Source organism: Streptomyces tendae (assembly GCF_008632955.1).
Lineage (GTDB): Bacteria > Actinomycetota > Actinomycetes > Streptomycetales > Streptomycetaceae > Streptomyces.
In genome coordinates, this window is sequence record NZ_CP043959.1 from 5,696,186 (window position 1) to 5,716,451 (window position 20,266).

At 72.8% G+C, this 20,266-nt stretch carries 17 protein-coding genes and 2 tRNA genes; 3 read left to right on the top strand and 16 right to left on the bottom strand.

Annotated elements, in window-relative coordinates; genetic code table 11:
* Positions 1-65: 65 nt before the first annotated feature.
* The 7 genes from F3L20_RS26210 to leuS form a co-directional block, all read right to left on the bottom strand.
* Entirely contained in the window at positions 66-311 is a 246-nt protein-coding gene (locus tag F3L20_RS26210) for a hypothetical protein (protein ID WP_145825666.1), read from the bottom strand.
* Between the two features lie 23 nt (positions 312-334).
* Positions 335-1,174 (bottom strand): arylamine N-acetyltransferase family protein, encoded by an 840-nt coding sequence (locus F3L20_RS26215; protein ID WP_150157498.1) that lies wholly within the window; start codon positions 1,172-1,174, stop codon positions 335-337.
* A gap of 16 nt (positions 1,175-1,190) precedes the next feature.
* Positions 1,191-3,770, bottom strand: a complete 2,580-nt coding sequence (locus F3L20_RS26220; RefSeq protein ID WP_150156437.1) for a ComEC/Rec2 family competence protein — start codon at positions 3,768-3,770, stop codon at positions 1,191-1,193.
* Positions 3,767-4,729: a ComEA family DNA-binding protein gene (locus F3L20_RS26225; protein WP_240810760.1), complete on the bottom strand. Its 963-nt coding sequence runs from the start codon at positions 4,727-4,729 to the stop codon at positions 3,767-3,769. Before F3L20_RS26225 ends, F3L20_RS26220 begins: the two co-directional genes overlap by 4 nt.
* 849 nt (positions 4,730-5,578) lie before the next feature.
* Positions 5,579-6,424 (bottom strand): DegV family protein, encoded by an 846-nt coding sequence (locus F3L20_RS26230; RefSeq protein ID WP_150156438.1) that lies wholly within the window; start codon positions 6,422-6,424, stop codon positions 5,579-5,581.
* A gap of 94 nt (positions 6,425-6,518) precedes the next feature.
* On the bottom strand, positions 6,519-7,274 hold the full coding sequence (locus tag F3L20_RS26235) for a hypothetical protein (RefSeq protein ID WP_150156439.1): 756 nt from the start codon (positions 7,272-7,274) through the stop codon (positions 6,519-6,521).
* Between the two features lie 277 nt (positions 7,275-7,551).
* Entirely contained in the window at positions 7,552-10,422 is a 2,871-nt protein-coding gene (gene leuS, locus F3L20_RS26240) for a leucine--tRNA ligase (RefSeq protein ID WP_150156440.1), read from the bottom strand.
* Positions 10,423-10,906: 484 nt separating this feature from the next.
* Between leuS and F3L20_RS26250 the strand changes: the two genes are divergently transcribed.
* Together F3L20_RS26250 and F3L20_RS26255 are read left to right on the top strand one after the other, a co-directional pair.
* Positions 10,907-12,151 (top strand): ferric reductase-like transmembrane domain-containing protein, encoded by a 1,245-nt coding sequence (locus tag F3L20_RS26250; RefSeq protein WP_150156441.1) that lies wholly within the window; start codon positions 10,907-10,909, stop codon positions 12,149-12,151.
* The gene (locus F3L20_RS26255) at positions 12,148-13,761 is read left to right on the top strand and encodes an NADH-quinone oxidoreductase subunit NuoF family protein (RefSeq protein ID WP_150156442.1); all 1,614 of its coding nucleotides are present in this window, start codon (positions 12,148-12,150) and stop codon (positions 13,759-13,761) included. The genes F3L20_RS26250 and F3L20_RS26255 overlap by 4 nt, the downstream gene beginning before the upstream one ends.
* 127 nt (positions 13,762-13,888) lie before the next feature.
* On the opposite strand, the gene F3L20_RS26260 is transcribed toward F3L20_RS26255, so the two are convergent.
* From F3L20_RS26260 to F3L20_RS34160, 9 genes are all read right to left on the bottom strand, one after another.
* Positions 13,889-13,961: transfer RNA gene (locus F3L20_RS26260), tRNA-Ala, on the bottom strand.
* Positions 13,962-14,143: 182 nt separating this feature from the next.
* The gene (locus F3L20_RS26265) at positions 14,144-14,377 is read right to left on the bottom strand and encodes a hypothetical protein (RefSeq protein ID WP_019523121.1); all 234 of its coding nucleotides are present in this window, start codon (positions 14,375-14,377) and stop codon (positions 14,144-14,146) included.
* A gap of 3 nt (positions 14,378-14,380) precedes the next feature.
* Positions 14,381-14,554, bottom strand: a complete 174-nt coding sequence (locus tag F3L20_RS26270) for a hypothetical protein (RefSeq protein WP_006136075.1) — start codon at positions 14,552-14,554, stop codon at positions 14,381-14,383.
* Positions 14,555-14,756: 202 nt separating this feature from the next.
* Positions 14,757-14,829: transfer RNA gene (locus F3L20_RS26275), tRNA-Ala, on the bottom strand.
* Between the two features lie 155 nt (positions 14,830-14,984).
* Positions 14,985-15,659 carry a histidine phosphatase family protein gene (locus F3L20_RS26280; RefSeq protein WP_206338825.1) on the bottom strand — a complete coding sequence of 225 codons (675 nt, stop codon included), beginning with the start codon at positions 15,657-15,659 and terminating at the stop codon, positions 14,985-14,987.
* Entirely contained in the window at positions 15,650-16,096 is a 447-nt protein-coding gene (rsfS, locus tag F3L20_RS26285; RefSeq protein WP_145825675.1) for a ribosome silencing factor, read from the bottom strand. Before rsfS ends, F3L20_RS26280 begins: the two co-directional genes overlap by 10 nt.
* A gap of 100 nt (positions 16,097-16,196) precedes the next feature.
* Complete coding sequence (locus F3L20_RS26290; RefSeq protein WP_150156444.1) at positions 16,197-17,960, bottom strand: LCP family protein; 1,764 nt, start codon at positions 17,958-17,960, stop codon at positions 16,197-16,199.
* A 16-nt stretch (positions 17,961-17,976) separates the two neighbouring features.
* Complete coding sequence (nadD, locus tag F3L20_RS26295) at positions 17,977-18,615, bottom strand: nicotinate-nucleotide adenylyltransferase (protein ID WP_145825677.1); 639 nt, start codon at positions 18,613-18,615, stop codon at positions 17,977-17,979.
* A gap of 71 nt (positions 18,616-18,686) precedes the next feature.
* Positions 18,687-18,851, bottom strand: a complete 165-nt coding sequence (locus F3L20_RS34160; protein ID WP_167534615.1) for a hypothetical protein — start codon at positions 18,849-18,851, stop codon at positions 18,687-18,689.
* A 284-nt stretch (positions 18,852-19,135) separates the two neighbouring features.
* Between F3L20_RS34160 and F3L20_RS26300 the strand changes: the two genes are divergently transcribed.
* A complete protein-coding gene (locus F3L20_RS26300; RefSeq protein ID WP_150156445.1) occupies positions 19,136-20,236 on the top strand; it encodes a M48 family metallopeptidase in 1,101 nt (366 codons plus the stop codon).
* Positions 20,237-20,266 lie beyond the last annotated feature (30 nt).

Sequence of the window (20,266 nt, forward strand, 5' to 3'; positions counted from 1 at the left end):
GCCACCGACATCCCCGCCCGGCCGGGCGGGCGGGGACTCGGCACGCGGTCGCCGCGCCCCGGTGGCTACGGCTCCTCGCGCCAGCCGTCCCACCGGGCCACGAACTCGTTCAGCTCGCCGGCGTCCAGCCGCCCCGCCTCGTCCCGCAGGACGACGAGCCACTGCGCGTCCTCCGCGTCGTCCTCACCCGCGAGGGCGTCCCGCACGAGCCGCGGCTCCTCGTCGACGCCGAAGCGCTCCTCCAGCGCCTCGGCCACCTCCTCGGCCGCGTCCCGGTCGGGCAGCACCAGCACATGTCGCACATCACTCACACGGGTCATTGTCCGGTACGGGGTCAGCCGCCCGTCCCGGCACCCCGCACCGTCGGCACCGCGTCCAGGGTGATCCCGAACTCCTCCCGGTAGATCTCCAGCACCTCCTCGTCCGCCCCGATCTCCCGCACCTGCCGCGTCCCGTCCGGCGCCGTGGCCGTCAGCCGCCGCCCGCCGAGCGTGATCCGGCCACCGTCGGCGGTGACCCGCGAACACACCAGCGACCGCGGGAAGTGGGACGCCGGTGAGGTGCTGTGCCACCACGCCCCGGCCGCGAAGTCGCCGAGCACCCTCGGCCGCACCTCCAGCCGGTACACGGGCCGGCCGTCGTGCAGCACGTCCAGGTCCGCCGCCTCGCCCGTGCCGTGCCCGCCGCGCACCCCGGCCGCGTCCGCACCGGCCTCCACGATCCGGAACACGCCCGCCGGGTCCTGCTGCTCCCGCCGCTCCCCGAAGGCGAGCGGCAGATGGAAGTGCGCCCCGAACCCGACATCCACCAGCCGGTCTCCGCCGTCCACCGTCCGCACCCGCAACGCGAGATGGTCGTACGGGATGCCCAACCGGCCCTCCTCGCCGTGGACGCGCGCGGAGAGCAGGGCGACGTCGTAGCCGAGCGCCGTCAGCAACGCCCCGAAGGCGCCGTTGAGTTCGTAGCAGAAGCCGCCACGCCCGGCCTCCACCACCTTGTCCAGCAGCCGCTTCTCCTCCAGCACGATCTCCTCGCCGAGATGCACGGAGAGGTTCTCGAACGGCACGGTCCGCAGATGGCTCAGGTGCAGCTCGCGCAGGGCGTCCAGGGTGGGCCGGGCCGGCTGCTCCACCCCCAGGCGGCGCAGATAGGCGTCGGTCGTCGCGGTGTTCATCCCCTCGGTCATGGTCTCAGTGTCGCGCCACCCCCAGCTCTCCGCTCGCATCCGTACCGACGGTGACCGCCAGCGCCCCGTCCCGGTCCGTGCGCAGCACCACCGCTCCCCCGGCGCGCAGCGCGTCGAGCGTCCCCGGGGCGGGGTGGCCGTAGGAGTTGTCCTCGCCGGTGCTGATCAGCGCCAGCCGCGGGGAGGCAAGGCTCACGAGGCCCGGATCCTGGTACGCCGAGCCGTGGTGGGCGACCTTGAGGACGTCGACGCGGGTCAGATCCCGTGCCGCCGGTGACCGGGCCAGGGCCCGCTGGGCCGGGGGTTCCAGGTCGCCGAGGAGCAGCAGGCGCAGGCCCCCGGTGCGCACCAGCATGGCCACGCTGGCGTCGTTGGGGCCTTCCACCGCCGGGTGGGCGCCGGGCGGGGGCCACACCACCTCCCAGGACAGGTCGCCTGCCCGCCGCCGCTCCCCCGCGACGACCCGCGTCACCGGGACCCCGGCGCCGGCCGCGGCTCTCCGGACGAACGCCGCCTGGTCGGCGGGTTCCTCGAGGGCCGTCGTCCCGATGGCGCCCACCTCGCGTCCGCGCAGCACCCCCGTCAGACCGGCCACGTGGTCGGCGTGGAAGTGGGTCAGCACGACCAGGGGGACGCGGGTGACGCCCAGGGAGTCCAGACAGCGGTCGACGAGGACCGGGTCGGGGCCGGCGTCCACCACCACCCCGGTGCCCTCACCCGCTGCCAGCACCAGCGCGTCGCCCTGTCCCACGTCGCACATCACCAACCGCCAGTCCGGCGGCGGCCAGCCCGTGATCGTGCGCACGAGCGGCCGGGGCTGCACCACCAGCAGCGCCAGCAGCAGCGCGCACGCCGCGCACCACCAGGGGTGCCGCAGCAGGCGCCGCCCCACGAGCAACGCGGCCAGGGTGACGGCGCCGAGGGCCGCCGCCCCGGCCCAGCTGCCGGGCCAGTCCACCCCCGCGCCGGGCATGGCCGCCCCGGTGCGGGCGACCTTCGCGATCCACCCGGCGGGCCAGCCCGCGCACCAGGCCACCGCCTCGGCCAACGGCATCGCGACCGGCGCGGTGGCCAGGGCCAGGAAGCCCAGCACCGTGGCCGGCGCGAGCGCGGCCTCGACGAGCAGGTTGCACGGGACGGCCACCAGACTCACCCGCGCGGACAGCACGGCGACCACCGGGGCGCAGAGCGCCTGGGCCGCGCCCGCCGCGGCCAGGGCCTCCGCGACGCGGGGCGGCACCCCGTGGCGGCGCAGTCCCTCGCTCCAGCGCGGCGCAAGGGTGAGCAGCGCGCCGGTGGCCAGCACCGAGAGCAGGAAGCCGTAACTGCGGGCCAGCCAGGGGTCGTGGAGCACCAGCAGCAGGACGGCCGTCGCCAGGGCCGGGACCAGGGATCTGCGGCGGCCGGTGGCGAGCGCGAGCAGGGCGACCGATCCGCAGGCGGCGGCGCGCAGCACGCTGGGATCGGGCCGGCACACGACGACGAACGCGAGGGAGAGCACGGCGCCCAGCACCGCCGTGGTCCGCAGGGAGATGCCGAGGCGGGGCGCGAGTCCGCGTCGTTCGGCCTGCTGCGCCAGCCCGGGCGGGCCGAGGAGCAGGGCGAGCAGGATGGTGAAGTTGGCGCCGGACACGGCGAGGGTGTGCGTGAGGTCGGTCTCCCGGAACGCCTGGTCCAGTTCGGGGGTCACCCGCGCGGTGTCGCCGACGACCAGACCCGGCAGCAGCGCCCGGGCGTCCGCCGGCAGGTCCTCGGTCGCCTCACGCAGTCCGGCCCGCAGCCGTCCCGCCAGCCGCTGCGGGCCCGACGGTCCGTCCACGGTCTGTGGACCGTCGCGGCCCCGCACCCGCAGCACCGCCGCGAACCGGTCGCCGCCCTCCCGCGCGGGTGCCAGACCTCCCTCCACCTTCAGCCGGGTGGAGGGCAGCAGGCCCAGCCACGGCGAGCGCCCCCCGTCCGTCGCGGGATCGGCTCCCCCGGCCTCACCGCCCCGGCCGGTCCCGCCCGTGCCGACGATCAGCAGGACGGGTGCGCGAGTCGTCCGCGCCGCCGTGCCGGCCCGCTCCACCCGCCGCACGTCGGCCTCGATCAGCACGGACGTCGGGGCCATGTGGTTGCCGCTGACCCGGGGCCGGGTGAGCCGGGGGTCCGCGGTGACTTCCACCTCCGCGACGACGCGGGCGTACTCCCGGGCCAGCTCCGGGACGGGACCCCGCCGGACGTCCGCGCCGTGAAGGCCCGCCGAGCCGGCGGCGGCCCCGACGCACAGCAGCACGGCCGCGACGGCGTGGACGGTGCCCCGGGCCCGCTCCGTCAGACGGCTGCGCGCCGGCAGGAGGAGGGCGGCGGTCAGGACCGAGCCGACCACGGTGGCCACGGTCCAGCCGGGCGGGGCATGCAGCATGACCGCCGCCGTGGCCCAGGCGGCGAGCGCGGGCGGGACCAGCCGGAGGTCGGCCGGCCCCTCCTGACGCGGATGCGAGGCGCCGAGCCGCTTGCCGGAGGCCACATGTACGGAGGGACGCGGGGTGGGCGCCGGGGCCTCCGGTGCCCCGGGCGCAGCGGCGGGCGTCCGGGTGCTCATGGGCGTACGAGGTCGCGCAGGTCCGCGAAACGGCGGTCGCCGATGCCGTTGACCTCGCGCAGTTCGTCCACCGAGCGGAAACCGCCGCTGCGGGTGCGGTAGTCGACGATGTGCTGGGCCAGCACGGGACCGACGCCGGGCAGGGTGTCGAGCTGGTCGACGGTGGCGGTGTTGAGGGAGACCGGTGCGGTGGGGCCGGCCGCCGCACCCGGGCCGGGCGGAGCAGCGGGGACCGCGGCGCCGGTGGGTGCCGTGCCGCCGACGACCAACTGCTCGCCGTCCACGAGGAAACGGGCGCGGTTGAGGCTGCCGGTCTTCGTACCGGGACGTACTCCTCCGGCCGCCTTCAGGGCGTCCTCGACGCGTGAGCCGGCGGGCAGGCGGTGGACGCCGGGGTCGCGTACCTTGCCGCTGACGTCGATCACGATCTGGGGAGCCGCTGAGCCTTCGACCCCCGCCGCGAAGCCGGGTGCGCCCGACGGACTCGCTCCGCCGTCCGTCACCTCCTCGCGCGAGGTCTGCGAGGCGGCCCCGGCCCGCACCACCTCCGGTGCCCGCACCGGCTGGGTGCGCCCCGTCCAGAAGTGCTGCACGGCGAACACCACGGCCAGGACGAGCAGTGCGGAGAGCGCCACCACGCTGCGCCGCTCCAGCCCGCACCGGACCTGCACCCACAGCGGCAGCCGCTCCCGCAATGCCGGTCCCCACCGCCCCGGCGGAGGCCCCGGCTCGGGCACCCCCTCCGGCGTTTCCCGGTCGACCAGGTCCGGACGGCCGGAGGTGGTGCCGCCGCCCCCGTCGCCCCAGCCGGTCGGCGCGAGGGAGTGCCGGCCGGCCGAGTCCGCAGGGCCGACCGCGTCAGCCACCCCCGTGTGAAGCCGCGACGGCTCAGGCGCCCCCTGGACCTGCTCCGTCCGGACCTGCGCCGTCCAGCCCTGCTCCGTCCGGACCTGCTCCATCCGGCGCGGCGTAGGCAGCCGCACCGCATATGTGGCTGGCCCGCCCTCCGGCCCGGCGCCGAGGAACCGCCCCGGACGCGTGGCGTGCGCACCGGCCGACGGGGGCTCGGGCGACGAGCCCGGCCTTCCCCGACGTGCCGTACCCGGACGGCCCGCGTGGTCCGGGAACCGCCGCAGTTCCAGGGTCTGGTCGGCACGTGCCGTACGGTCCACGGCTGCCGGACGCCTCGCGCCCGCCTGGGGCCTGGTCAGCAGCGCATGACCCGCGCCGCCCTGACGGTCCACCACCACGGCCCGCCGCCGCGCCGCCGGCGCATCGTTCACGCCCGCTAACGCGCCGGCCGTCCCCGCACCGTCCTCGCCCGGTCGCGCCCAGCTCGGCGCCCGCCTCGCCACACGTCCTTCACCGGCGCCCGTGGGACGTAGCGCGCCGCCGCTCCCGATGGACTGCCCTCCCCCGCCCCCCACCCCGAACAAGGTCTCGGCGCGACGCCGGATGTCGTCCGCCGGTGCCTGGCCGTCGCCGTCACCGTCCCCCTGCCGTGGCCAGGAACGGGGCCAGGTCCGGGTCCTGCCCGGCCGGCGGTGCCGGTTGCGGGTGCGGCTGTCGGACAAGGGGCCGCGCCCCGGGCCGCTCGTCGGAGTCGCGGTGCGTGTGCGTGATCGAAGTGTCATGCGACGAGGGTCCGGCACCACCGCCCCACCGCGATGATCTTGCTCGGATTCCGTGGACGAACGCCTCGTTGTGCACAACGGCGTCACCCGATCGGGGACAGAAGCGGGCGCCGCCGCCCCCGAGCCCTTTCCCGGATGCCTGCCCCGGAGCCCACCCGGGTCCGCGCCTCGGCCTCAGCGCGCGGAGACCACGACCCCCAGCAGGCCGGGCCCGGTGTGCGCGCCGATCACCGCTCCGACCTCGCTGACATGCAGTTCACCCAGCCCCTGGAGCCGGGACCGCAGCCGGTCGGCCAGCGCCGAGGCCCGTTCCTGCGCGGCGAGATGGTGGACGGCGACGTCCACCTCCGCGCCCCCTGCCCGGTCGGCCGCGATCTCCTCCAGCCGGGCGATCGCCTTGGACGCCGTCCGCACCTTCTCCAGCGGTTCGATCCGCCCGCCCGCCAGCTGCAGCAGCGGCTTCACCGCGAGGGCGGAACCCAGCAGGGCCTGCGCGGCGCCGATCCGGCCGCCCCGGCGCAGATAGTCGAGCGTGTCGACGTAGAAGTAGGCCGAGGTGCCCGCCGCCCGCTTCTCCGACGCGGTGACCGCCTCGTCCACGGTGCCGCCCGCCTCCGCGGTCTCCGCGGCCGCCAGCGCGCAGAACCCCAGCGCCATCGCGATCATGCCGGTGTCCACCACCCGCACCGGCACCGGGGCCTCGCGCGCCGCGAGGACCGCCGCGTCGTAGGTGCCGGACAGCTCGGCCGAGAGATGGAGGGAGACGATGCCGGTCGCACCGGACTCGGCGACCCTTCGGTAGGTCTCCGCGAAGACCTCCGGGCTGGGCCGGGACGTCGTGACGGGACGCCGCTTCTGCAAAGCCTGTGCCAGGGAGCGGGTGGAGATCTCGGTGCCCTCCTCCAGGGCACGGTCGCCCAGCACCACGGTCAGCGGTACCGCCGTGATGTCGTGCCGCTCCATCGTCCGGGCCGGAAGGTAGGCCGTTGAATCGGTGACGATCGCGACATGGCGGGACATGAGCTGGAGGTTACCTGCCGTGGTGGCCGTAGGGCAGCCCGGGCCCGCGGGGCGTCCTGGACGGTGGCGTGATCACGCGGGGATCAGACGGTCCTCACGTGGTGCTTTCGGGGCGCGGCTTCTTCTGCCAGGGGTAGGTGGGGCGCGGGGCGGCCGGCGCGATCGCGGGCCGGTCCGGGTCCTGGCCCTGGTCCCGTGCCGCCTCGGGCCGCTGGGTCTCCGGCCAGGTCTGGCCGGGTGCCGTCGCGGCGTCGGCGGCGGGCGCCTCGGGCCAGGGCGGGGGCGCGGGCGTGCCCGGCTGTTCGGTGGTGGTCCAGTGCCGCAGGGCCCCGGCCTCCATGTCGATCTGCTCGCTCAGGGAGTCGAGGTCGTCGTCGGCGAAGCGGCGGGCGCGGTCACGGGTGGCCCAGCGCAGGGAGTCCGCGGACTTGATGATGCGCTCCGTGCGCTCGCGCAGCTCGGGCAGGCGCGCGGACAGCGTGGCGCGGTCCGGTTCGCCCTCCAGGCGGCGCAGTTCGGCGTCCAGCTCGTGGCCGTGGGCGCTGAGCCGCTGGAAGAGGGAGAGGGACTCCTTGACGGAGCCGTCCTCGGCGGCGACCGCTTCCAGGGCGTCCTGGGTGGCGCGCATCGAGGTGCGCAGCTTCAGGCGGAGCTGGGCGATCTCGCCGGCCGGGCCGGTCTGTGCGAAGGCCTTGGCCCGCAGCGTGTGTTCCTCGACCGTGCGCCGGGCCTGGTGGATGTGACGGTCCGCGCTGCGCTTGGCGGCGCCCACGACCTTCACCGTGACGAACACGCCCAGCGCCACGAAGAGCACGAAAAGCAGGGCGATCACTGCGAACACCGCTTCCACGAGGCTCCTCCTCCGGGCGCTTCGGCCTGTTCCGGCACACGTCGTGCCGCTCTTCCACGGTAAACGCAACGGGCAGGCCCGGAGTTCCGCTGGAACCCCGAACCTGCCCGCAGACGACGCGGCGGCTACCCGTAAGGGTCGGCCGACACCACGTCGGCTACCCGTGAGGATCAGCCGGCACGTCAGGCCGACCGGACCCGACGGGCTCCACGAGCCCATCCTGCCGATCCGGCCCATCAGGCTCAACAGGCCCATCAGGCCAGGCCCCTCGACCCCATCAGGCCGGAACGATGTTCACCAGCTTCGGCGCCCGCACGATCACCTTGCGGATCCCGGCGCCGTCCAGTGCCGCGACCACCCGCTCGTCGGCCAGCGCGACCTTCTCCAGCTCGTCCTCGGCGATCCCTGGGGCGACCTCCAGCCGCGCCTTGACCTTGCCCTTGATCTGCACCACGCAGGTCACCGTCTCGTCGACCACGTAGGCCGGATCGGCGACCGGGAAGTCGCGGTGCACCACGGAGTCGGTGTGGCCCAGCTTGCGCCACAGCTCCTCGGCGATGTGCGGGGCCAGCGGCGCGACCAGCAGCACCAGGGACTCCGCGACCGGGCGCGGCAGCGCGCCTCCCCGCTTGGTCAGGTGGTTGTTCAGCTCGGTGACCTTGGCGATGGCGGTGTTGAACCGCATGCCCTCCAGGTCGCCGCGGACGCCGTCGATCGCCTTGTGCAGGGCGCGCAGGGTGTCCTCGTCGACGTCGTCGGTGTCGACGACGGTCACCTCGCCGGTCGCCTCGTCGACGATGTTGCGCCACAGCCGCTGCAGCAGGCGGAACTGGCCGACGACCGCGCGGGTGTCCCAGGGGCGGGACACGTCCAGCGGGCCCATGGCCATCTCGTACAGGCGCAGGGTGTCGGCGCCGTACTCGGCGCAGATCTCGTCCGGGGTGACCGCGTTCTTCAGGGACTTGCCCATCTTGCCCAGCAGCCGGGTGACGCGCTCGCCCTGGTACCAGTAGCCGCCGTCGCGCTCCTCCACCTCGGCGGCCGGCACGGCGATGCCCCGGCTGTCGCGGTAGACGTAGGCCTGGATCATGCCCTGGTTGAACAGCTTGTGGAACGGCTCGGCCGAGGACACGTACCCCAGGTCGTACAGCACCTTGGACCAGAAGCGGGCGTACAGCAGGTGCAGCACGGCGTGTTCGGCGCCGCCGACGTACAGGTCGACGCCGCCGTGCGGCATGCCCTCGCGCGGGCCCATCCAGTACTGCTCGATCTCCGGGTCGACCAGCTTCTCGGAGTTGTGCGGGTCCAGGTAGCGCAGCTCGTACCAGCAAGAACCGGCCCAGTTGGGCATGGTGTTGGTCTCGCGCCGGTACTTCCTCGGCCCGTCGCCCAGGTCCAGGGTGACGTTCACCCAGTCCTCGTTGCGCGACAGCGGCGTCTCGGGCTGGGTGTCGGCGTCGTCCGGGTCGAAAGTGCGGGGGCTGTAGTCCTCGACCTCGGGCAGCTCCAGCGGCAGCATCGACTCGGGCAGCGCGTGGGCGATGCCGTCCTCGTCGTAGACGATCGGGAAGGGTTCGCCCCAGTAGCGCTGGCGGCTGAACAGCCAGTCGCGCAGGCGGAAGTTGACGGTGCCCTCGCCGTGGCCCTCGCGCTCCAGCCACTCGGTGATGCGCGCCTTGGCCTCGACGACGCCCAGGCCGTCCAGGGAGATGTGCTCGCCGGCGGAGTTGACGATCTTCGCGTCGTAGGACACGAAGGCGTCGTCCCACGTCGACGGGTCGGTGCCGCGGCCGTCGGTCGGCTCGACCACGCAGACGACGGGCAGTTCGAAGGCGCGCGCGAAGGCGAAGTCGCGGGAGTCGTGGCCGGGGACGGCCATGATCGCGCCGGTGCCGTAGCCCATCAGGACGTAGTCGGCGATGAAGACGGGGACCTTCTGCCCGTTGACCGGGTTGGTCGCGTAGGCGCCGGTGAAGACACCGGTCTTGTCCTTGGCCTCGGCCTGCCGCTCGACGTCGGACTTCGAGGCGGCCTGGGCGCGGTAGGCGGCGACGGCCTCCGCGGGCGTCGCGTGGCCGCCGGTCCACACCTCGTGGGTGCCCTCGGGCCAGGCGGCGGGGGTGAACTTCTCGACCAGCGGGTGCTCGGGCGCCAGCACCATGTAGGTGGCGCCGAACAGGGTGTCGGGGCGCGTGGTGAAGACGGTGACGCTCTCGCCGTCGATGGGGAAGTCGACGCGGGCGCCCTCGGAGCGGCCGATCCAGTTGCGCTGCTGCAGCTTGATCGCCTCGGGCCAGTCCAGGGCGTCCAGGTCGTCCAGCAGACGGTCGGCGTAGGCGGTGATGCGCATGTTCCACTGGCGCAGCTTGGCCTTGAAGACGGGGAAGTTGCCGCGCTCGGACCGGCCGTCGGCGGTGACCTCCTCGTTGGCCAGCACGGTGCCCAGCCCGGGGCACCAGTTGACCGGCGCGTCGGAGGCGTAGGCCAGGCGGAACTCGCCCAGGACGTCGGCGCGCTCGGCCTCGGTCAGCTCGCTCCACGCGCGCGTGTGGCCGGGGACGGCGCGCTCACCGGACTCGAACTGCGCGATCAGCTCGGCGATCGGGCGGGCCTTCCCGGCCTCGTCGTCGTACCAGGAGTTGAAGATCTGCAGGAAGATCCACTGGGTCCACTTGTAGTAGTCCGGGTCGATCGTGGCGAACGACCGGCGCTTGTCGTGGCCCAGGCCCAGCCGTCGCAGCTGGCTCTGCATGTTCTTCATGTTGGCCTCGGTGGACACGCGCGGGTGCGTGCCCGTCTGCACCGCGTACTGCTCGGCGGGCAGGCCGAAGGCGTCGAAGCCCAGGGTGTGCAGGACGTTGTGCCCGGTCATGCGCTGGAAACGGGCGTAGACGTCGGTGGCGATGTAGCCCAGCGGGTGCCCGACGTGCAGGCCCGCACCGGAGGGGTACGGGAACATGTCCATGATGAACTTCTTGGGCCGCGCGGCCAGCTCCGGGTCGCCCGCCAGGTCACCCGTGGGGTTGGGGGCCGCGTACGTGCCGTCGGCGTCCCAGAAGTCCTGCCAGCGTGCCTCGATGTCGGCGGCCAGGGCGGCCGTGTAGCGGTGCGGCGCGGCCTCCGCGGCTGCGGGGTTCGTCTCGCTCATGATCCTCAAAGCTCCATCGATCGTCTCTGCCTGCTGCTGCGACTTCCTGGAAATGAAAAAACCCCTCGCACAGGAGGGGACGCCGCGCCGATTCCGGCCTGCCGGGACACCGGCGGGTCGGGACTGATCAGCGCGGCTCGCTAAGCAGAAGGCGTACGGCACGCATGCGGTCAGGGTACCGCAGTGACGGATCCGGCCGCGACGCCGTTCACGGCACGCTGACCGAAAGTCAAAAGTTACTCCGCGTAACAACCCCTAAGGGGCATCGCAACGGCCTCATTGTCTTTTGATAACAGCGCAATAACTCAAACCTGGTACTGACGGGTACGACGAGGCTTAGAGTTCGGCAGCGGGACCGCTTTACCGAACCGTTCGGAGTTGCCCCCATGAACCCTCGTCCATTCGGCAGCCCACCCCCCGCTCGGGGCAGGTCGGCTGCGGCTCCGTCGTACCCGCTGTGCGTCCCGGCGCCCGGAGGTGCGTCGTGAGGCCGGACGACAGCACGGCGGACGACTGGTTCGTCGAATTCCTCAACTTCGGCGTCGGCGTCCTGTCGCTCGTCTGCCTCAGCTGCTCCGTGATCTGGGGACTCGTGGCACAGGACCGGATCCTGCTCGGCCCCCGGCAGCGGATCCTCGCGCAGGCGGTGCACCGCACCACGGCGGTCGCGGCCGTCGTCTTCCTGCTGATCCACATCGTGATCAAGCTGGCCCTGGACCACACCTCGTGGATCGCCGCGGTGATCCCCTTCGGGCTCGTCCTCACCGACGACGAGACCGTCATGGGGCGGAGCTTCCTGATCGGGCTCGGCACCCTGGCCGGCATGCTGATGATCTTCGTCGCCATCACGGGCGTGCTGCGCAACCGCTTCGCCTCCCCCGCGGAGGTCGCCGCCCGCTGGCGCGCGGTGCACATGCTGGCCTATCCGGCCTGGTGCGCGGCGCTGGTCCACGGCCTCTACGCGGGTCGAGCGGCCAAGCCGATCTTCATGATCCTCTACGGCCTGTCGCTGCTCGGCGTGCTGGCGGCCCTGGTGCTGCGGGCCTCCCCGCGGCCGGTCAAGCGCAAGGTCGCCGACCGCATCACCAGCCTGCTCGGCATCACCGACCAGCAGCGCGCCGCCCGCGAGCAACGGGAGGAGAGCAGAGCCCGGGGCGCCGAGTCCGCCCTCCCCGGATACGGCGGCGGGAACGCCCGGGACGGCGGCCGGCGGCGCGCCGAACGCCCCCTGTACGAGGCGCCCGTGCCCACGCCCGCCCCGGAGCCGGCGAACGGTTTCGCGGCCGCCTACCGCGCGATGTCCCCGCCCTCCCGGCCGTCCGGCGCCGGGCAGGGCCCGCTGACCGACGCGACCGCCCGCATGGAGCTGCCGGACCTGCAGGCCACGGAGGCCATACCCCGCATGGACGGCCCGTCCAGCACCTCCGGCAGCTGGCCCGTCCCGTCCCCGCCGCCGGTCGGCGAGGCCCCTCCGTCGGCGTACGACCCGCTCAACGACACCGGATACACCATCCCGACCTACGACAATTCGGTCGCCTCCGGCTACGGGTCGAGTGATGTGTACGACACCGCTGAGACGAACACCCTCTACGGCACGTACTACCCGGGTGACACGTACAACAGCGGTCCCGCCAATGAACCACGCCCCGGTGCGCCCTCGTCGTCCTACGACTTCGACGCACCGGGTTCGGGCGAACCTTGGAACACGCCTTCCGGAGGCTTTAAGTGAACGAGGCCCTGCCCGACGTACCTGAAGTCCGCGTCGTAGGGCTTCCGCAATTGACGTCGGGTTTCGACCTTGTCGACCGGCTCGACCTGCAGATGCACCTCAAGGTGCACGGCCCGCTCGAGCCCCTGGGCGGTGAGCAGCTCGCGCAGCTCGCCGAACGCATCAACCTCAGGGGCCGCGGCGGTGCCGGCTTCCCCTTCCACAAGAAGCTGCGCGCGGTCGCCGAATCGGCGATCAAGCGCGGCGTCCGGCCGGTCGTCGTCGTCAACGGCAGTGAGGACGAACCGGCCTGCCGCAAGGACACGGTGCTGATCAACCGGGCACCGCACCTCATCCTGGACGGCGCGCTGCTGTGCGCCGAGGCCATGGGTGCCCGCACGCTCGTGGTGGGGGTCACCCGTGAGTCCACCCAGCGCTCGATGGAGCAGGCGCTCGCCGAGCGCGGCCTGAGCAACGGACGCCGGTCCGTGCTGCGCGCCCGCGTGCAGCGCAACCCGGTGCGCATGGTGACGGGGGCCGCGGCCTCCCTGATCCGCTCCATCGACGGCGGCCCGGCCATCCCGCCGGGCCGCAAGACCAGCGCCTCCAAGAGCGGTGTGGGCGGCGCGCCCACACTGCTGTCCAACGCCGAGACCTTCGCCCAGCTCGCCATCGCCGCCCGTATCGGCCCGGAGCGCTACGGCAACACCGGCCTGTACGACGAGCCGGGCACCGTGATGCTCACGGTGTCCGGAGCGGTGGCCCGCCCGATGGTGATCGAGGTGCCGACCGGCGTGCCACTGCGTTACGTGCTGCAGTTGGCCGGCGCCCCGCCGGTCCCGCAGGGGGTGCTGACGGGCGGCTACCACGGCAAGTGGATCGACGCGGCGACCGTGAACGACGCGATCGTCTCCCGCAACTCGCTGGACGCGGTGGGCGGTTCGCTGGGCGCGGGCGCGATCCTGCCGATCAGTCAGGACACCTGTCCGCTGGGCGAGTCGCTGATGGTGGCGAAGTGGCTGGCGGAGGAGAGCGCCAACCAGTGCGGCCCCTGCTACCTGGGGCTCCCGGCCGCCGCGCGCGGTCTGGAGGACATCCTCAACGGCGGCGGGCCGGCCTCGCTCGAGGCGGTCAGGCAGGTCGCCAAGAACGTGAAGCGGCGCGGCGCCTGTTCACACCCGGACGGCTCCGCGATGTTCCTGGAGTCGACCCTCAAGGCGTTCACCGACGACATCGCGGCCCATGCCCTCGGGGGCGGCTGCGGTCGGCCCGTGACGGGCGTCCTGCCGCTCTTCGAGGGGGGCAGGGCCCCGACGGGCATTCCGGGCGGCGCCGAGTCCGAGGAGAACGGCCCCAGCCGCCAGAAGATCTTCGTCGACTGGACGCTGTGCCGGGGCCACGGGCTGTGCGCCGACCTCCTCCCGGAGGTGTTCCAGCTCGGCGCGGACGGCTTCCCGACGGTGGCTCAGGCCCAGGTGCCCCGCTATGCCGAGGCGAAGGCGCTGCGCGCGGTGCGCCGCTGCCCGGCCCTGGCCCTGCGCATCGAGGACACCGGCCCGCAGGCCAAGGCACCGTCCCGGAACCTTCCGGTGCTCTCCCAGGGCCGCGGCCGGCGCGCCCTGGGACGCTGACGGACATCCGAACCGCGCCTTCCCCGGCGGCCTTCGGGCCGCCGGGGAGGCGTCCGCGCGGGCCGCCGGGACGCACGCAACGAGCGAGGGCGGACCATCCGTTCGGATGATCCGCCCTCGACTTCTGTGGAGCTAAGGAGAATTGAACTCCTGACCTCCTGCATGCCATGCAGGCGCTCTACCAACTGAGCTATAGCCCCTTGCGGTGTTCCCCCGGGTTTCCCCGGCGGCGACGCCAACTTTACACGGTCCCCCCGGGCCAACACCAAATCGGTTTCGCTTCGCCATGTTCCGCCCGGATCGCCCGGCCCTCGCCACGCACCGTCACGACGACCGGGGCGTCACGCCGACCGGGCCGTCACGCCGTCACGCCGTCACGCCGTCACGCCGTCACGAACGAGTAGAAGCGTTTGAGGGTGCAGTGCTCCTCGAGCAGCCGGCCGTAGATCGGCTCACCCTCGAGTTCCCGGTACGTCTCGATGGGGTCGCCTTTTATGATCAGCGCCCGCGCGCACTCCTCGCACCAGTACTGGTAGTCGGGGTTGAGCGGCTCCATGTCGCGGACGATCGGCGTCCCGCTGCCGCACCAGTCGCACTTCCGCCTGTGGGCACCCATCGGTCAGCTCCAGCTGTGGCCGCAGGCCGTGCACACGTAGGAGATCCCGCCGTTGTCGCCGAGGACCTGGGCGACGTGCGCGGAACCGCAGGAAGGGCAGCTGAGACGGGTAGAGGTCCGTCGGGTCGACACCGCTCCGAGGAGGTGGTCGACCTCCTCGAGGATGCTCGCAGGCATCACAACTCCCTCCCGTCGGGCCGCGCCCCCTTCCGGCCGTTTGATTCTGCCACGGCCGGGCCAATACGGTCAGCGACGCCGTGGTACCGGTCGGGACACGGCTGGACGCCTCGTAGAGGTATACGCCTGGGAACGCCGCCCTGCTCATCTGCGGACAGCAAAAGATCCCGCCTCCACTAGGGGAGGCGGGATCATCGTCACGTGGAGCTAAGGAGAATTGAACTCCTGACCTCCTGCATGCCATGCAGGCGCTCTACCAACTGAGCTATAGCCCCGGGGTGCCGCATAACGCGGCTTCCTGGTGTTTCGCCCCGCTCGGCGGGGCGAACAAGAAGAACTTTAGCCTGCGACCTGCCAGAAAGTGAAATCCGGGTCCGGGGCGCCCCGGGGCGGGTCGTACGGCCCCTCGCCGGACGCCCCGCCTGCGGTCTCAGTCGTCGTCGCCGAGCACCGGCTCCGGCAGGGTGCCGGCGTTGTGCTCCAGCAGGCGCCAGCCCCGGGCGCCCTCACCGAGGACGGACCAGCAGCAGTTGCTGAGGCCGCCCAGGCTCTCCCAGCTGCGCGCGTCCAGGCCCAGCAGCCGGCCGATGGTGGTGCGGATGGTGCCGCCGTGGCTGACCACCACGAGGGTGCCGTCCTCCGGCAGCTTCTCCACGTGCCGCAGCACCACGGGGGCGGCGCGGTCGGCGACCTCGGTCTCCAGTTCGCCACCGCCCCGGCGGACCGGCTCGCCGCGCTTCCACGCGGTGTACTCCTCGCCGTACCGGGCGATGATCTCGTCGTGCGTCAGGCCCTGCCAGACGCCCGCGTAGGTCTCCCGCAGCGCCTCGTCGTGGACGACGTGCAGGCCGGTGAGGGCGGCCAGCTCGGCGGCGGTGGCCGCGGCCCGCTGCAGGTCGGAGGCGACGATCGCGTCGGGCCGCAGACCCGCCAGCAGACGGGCGGACCGGCGGGCCTGGGCCACGCCGGTCTCGGTCAGCTCGACGTCCGTGGAGCCCTGGAAGCGGCGCTCCACGTTCCAGGAGGTCTGGCCGTGCCGCCACAGGATGACGCGGCGGCCCCGGCGGCCGGAGCCGCGCACCTCACCGGTGGCGCTCACCGCCACTCACCGCCCGGCTCCGTCGCCTCCTCGGCCTCCTGGAGCTTGGCGTGCTCGGCGGCCTTGCCACGGGTGGCCTTCGCGTCCTCGGGGAGCTCCAGCTCGGGGCAGTCCTTCCACAGCCGCTCCAGGGCGTAGAAGACCCGCTCCTCGCTGTGCTGGACGTGGACGACGATGTCGACGTAGTCGAGCAGCACCCAGCGGGCCTCGCGGTCGCCCTCGCGGCGGACCGGCTTGGCGCCCAGCTCCTTGTTCAGCCGCTCCTCGATCTCGTCGACGATCGACTTGACCTGACGGTCGTTGGGAGCCGAGGCCAGCAGGAAGGCGTCGGTGATGGACAGCACGTCACTGACGTCGTAGGCGACGATGTCGTGCGCGAGCTTGTCGGCGGCCGCCTGCGCGGCGGTGTGGACGAGCTCGATGGAACGGTCGGTTGCGGTCACTGCGTGGCTTTCGATCGGCGGTCGGTGGACCTCAAGGGTCTCACGGACCGCCGGGCGCACCCCACGTCGTCACGCGGGGTGCGCCAGGCGCCACGCCTCACTACGAACCGGGGTCGTAGTCCTGGCCGAGGACCACCGCCACGCGCGCGTTGCCGGAGATCTTGCCCTTGGCGACGGAGTCGGCGGGCAGTCCCAGGGTCTTGGCGACCTCGGTGGCGTTCTCCTTCTCGGCGGGGTCGGCGTAGACGACCTCGGAGGTGCCCTCGGCGGAGGACGCGGTGCCGCCCTCCAGGAAGGTGAAGCCGCCGTTGAGGAGCACCACGCGGGCCTTCTCGGTGGTGTCCTCGTCGCCGGTGGCGTTGCGCACGGAGACGGTGACGGCGGCGTCCCGGTCGGGGCTCTTGGCGGTGCCGCCGAGGACGTCCTTGACCACGCCGTCGCTCGCCTCGGCGGTGAGCGTGCCGTCCTCCTCGACGGGCAGCAGGGCGGTCCGGTGGTCACCGCCCTTGGCCAGGTCGGAGAGCCCGGCGAGGAAGGCGCCGAGGTCCGCGTCGGTCAGCGGCGGCTCGATGATCTGGCCGAGGGTCTGGACGGTGACCGTGGCGGCGTCAGGGTCGGAGGTCATCTTGCGCAGCACGGCGTGCAGCACCTGGCCGAACCGCTCCAACTGGGCGTTCTGCGCCTCGCCGGGCGCGCGGTGGGTGGCGTAGGCGACGGCCATCTTGCCGCTGAGGGTCTGCTTCTTGCCCTTCCTGACCAGCGGCGCCTCGCCCTTCTTCTTGGCGTCGGGGTCGGGCACGTCGGCGTCGGTGTCGACCTCGATGTTGCCGACCAGGTCGACGAGGGTGAGCAGGAACGGGGTGTCCAGCCGCCAGGTGCCCTCGATGTCGGTGCCGAGGACGGTGTCGAGGGCGGTCCTGGTGCCCTCGGAGCCGTCGTCGTCGACCGACTTGGCGAGCGTGGTGGTGGTGCCGTCCTCGGCGGTGAGGGCGAGGGAGTTCGGCAGCAGCACGGTGGTGCCCTGCCGGGTGGTGGTGTTGTCGACGAGCAGCGCGGTGGACGTGCCGCCGTTCTCGGTGTCGTGCAGGTGGACGACGATGACGTCGCGCTTCTGGGCGCCCGCGGCGGTGGTGGAGCCCGTGTCCGTGCCGGAGTCGGACAGTCCGGGCAGCTTGCCCGCGTACCAGAGGTAGCCGACGCCTGCGGCGGCGACCAGCGCGAACACCACGACGAGGGCGACGATCCGGCTGCGGGCGCGGCGCCGGGCCTCCTCGCGCCGCTCGGTGCGGTTCTCGGTGAACTTGAGCCAGTCGATGACGTCCTCGGAGTCGCCGTCGGGCTCCTCGACGAAGGCGAACTGCTCGGTGTGGTACTCCCGGCCTGGTCCGTCGCCGTCCGGTTCCCCGTCGGCCGGTCCGGCCTGCTGGGGGATGTGCGCGGGCCGCTGCGGGGCGTGGCCCGTCTGCTGCTCGGGTATGTAGGCGGTCTGCTCGGCCACCCGGGGCTGCTGTCCGGTGCCGTCGGGGTGCGTTCCCTGACCGTAGGGGTCGTAGGCGGGCGTGCCGCCGCCCTGCCGGGTGCCGTAGGGGTCGTAGGAGCCGTAGGAGGGGTCCTGCGGCTGCTGCGGGGGTGCGGAGGCGTTGCCCCCGTACGGGTCGTAGGACGGCTGCTGGTGGCCGCCCGTGGCGTACGGGTCGTAGCCGTAACCCTGCTGGTTCTGCTGGTCCTGCTGCCCCTGCTGCCCGTAGGGGTCGTACTGCTGGTCGGCGGCCTGGCGGTAGACCGGCCGGCCGTACTCGTCGTAGCCGACGAGCTCGTACGGGCCGCCGCCGTCGCCGTACCCCGCGTCGTATCCGTCGTTCACCGGTGCCCCTCTCGGCTCACTCGCCGCGATACAGCTGGCGCTTGGCGATGTAGCGCACGACTCCGTCCGGCACCAGGTACCAGACGGGGTCTCCCTTGGCGACTCTCGCACGGCAGTCCGTGGAGGAGATGGCGAGGGCCGGAACCTCCACCAGCGAGACACCGCCCTCGGGCAGGCCGGCATCGGTCAGGTGGTGTCCGGGCCGGGTCACGCCGATGAAGTGTGCCAGGGAGAACAGTTCCTCGCTGTCGCGCCAGGTGAGGATCTGGGCGAGGGCGTCGGCGCCGGTGATGAAGAACAGGTCCGTGTCCGGGTTGAGCGCGCTCAGGTCCCGCAGGGTGTCCACGGTGTAGGTGGGGCCGCCGCGGTCGATGTCGATGCGGCTCACCGAGAACTGCGGGTTCTCGGCGGTGGCGATCACCGTCATCAGGTAACGGTCCTCGGCCGCGGACACCGCGCGGTGGCTCTTCTGCCACGGCTGGCCGGTGGGGACGAAGACCACCTCGTCGAGGTGGAACTGCGCGGCCACCTCACTGGCCGCCACCAGGTGCCCGTGGTGGATCGGGTCGAAAGTGCCGCCCATGACGCCCAGACGGCGCTTGCCCCGCGGGGCCGTGCCGGTGCCGGGGCCGGTAGGCATGTCCTGCTCTCCCATGCGTGCAGACCCTACCGGCCCGTCCTGTGGACCCCGTCGTCCAGTGCCCTCGGGACGGGGCCCCGGCGGCTTCAGCGGTCGCGGTTGAAGCGGGTGGTGATCCACAGCAGGAGCAGCAGCGCGAACAGGGCGCCGCCACCGGTGAGGTAGGGGCTCAGGCTCTCGTGGTTGCCGCCGTGCTCTCCGCCCTCGGCGGCGAGGGTGACCATCTGGGCAGCGGTGCTGGGGAAGCTCATCTTCGGCAGGACCTATCGCGTGTGGGCGGGATAAAGACGTGGGCTCATCGTATGCGGGCGGCTTCGCGGCGATCACCCCGACTCCGCCGTTGCGGGCCCGCGGCGTCCCGGCGCGGCCGTACGCGACGGCCCGCGGCGGTCCTCCCGGTGCCGCAGCGGGAGGCAACCGTTGCCCCGTCCTCGCTCGTCCTTCCGCTTGACTCCCCCTAGGCTGGGTCCCGCCGCGGGGAGCGAAGGGCCGCACCAGGGGCCGCACAGGTCAACCAGACGCACATGGGGGAAACATGTCCGACGGCCACCAGCACAACGGGCACGAGAGCGTGCCCAGCAGGCAGCGCAGGCGTTTCCCCGGAATCTCCTCGCGTGCGTACGAGCACCCCGCCGACCGTTCCGCGCTGGTGGCGCTGCGGAAGCTGAGCGGGTTCGACACGGTCTTCAAGGCGCTGAGCGGGCTGCTGCCCGAGCGCAGTCTGCGGCTGCTGTTCCTGTCCGACTCGGTACGGGTCTCGGACCGGCAGTTCGCCCATCTCAACGACATGCTGCGGGACGCCTGCTACATCCTGGACCTGGAGAAGGTCCCGCCGATGTACGTCAACCAGGACCCGAACCCGAACGCGATGTGCATCGGGCTCGACGAGCCGATCATCGTGGTGACCACGGGCCTGGTGGAGCTGCTCGACGAGGAGGAGATGCGGGCGGTCGTCGGGCACGAGGTCGGGCACGCGCTGTCCGGTCACGCGGTGTACCGGACGATCCTGCTGTTCCTGACGTCGCTGGCGGTCCGGGTGGCCTGGATCCCGCTGGGCAACGTCGCGATCATGGCGATCGTCACCGCGCTGCGGGAGTGGTTCCGCAAGTCGGAGCTGTCCGCGGACCGCGCGGGGCTGCTGGTCGGGCAGGACCTGCAGGCGTCGATGCGCGGCCTGATGAAGATCGCGGGCGGCAACCACCTGCACGAGATGAACGTGGACGCGTTCCTGGAGCAGGCCGAGGAGTACGAGTCCGGCGGTGACCTGCGCGACTCCGTGCTGAAGATCCTCAACGTGCTGCCGCGCACGCATCCCTTCACCACGGTACGGGCGGCGGAGCTGAAGAAGTGGGAGGCCTCCCGGGACTTCCAGCGGATCATGGACGGCCACTACCCGCGCCGCGACGAGGACGGGGACGCCTCGGTGCGGGACTCCTGGCGGGAGTCGGCGAGCGCGTACGCGAGTGAGGTGCGGACCTCCAAGGACCCGCTGATGAAGCTGGTCAACGACATCGCGGGCGGCGCCGGCGACCTGGGCGGCCGGGTCCGCCGCGGCTTCGGCGGCTTCACGGGCCCGAAGCCGGCCCCCGACGGCCCGCCGCCGAGCGGCGACGAGCCCCCGCGCGACAACACCTGACCGACGTTTTCCCGGCCCGCCGGGGCCCGT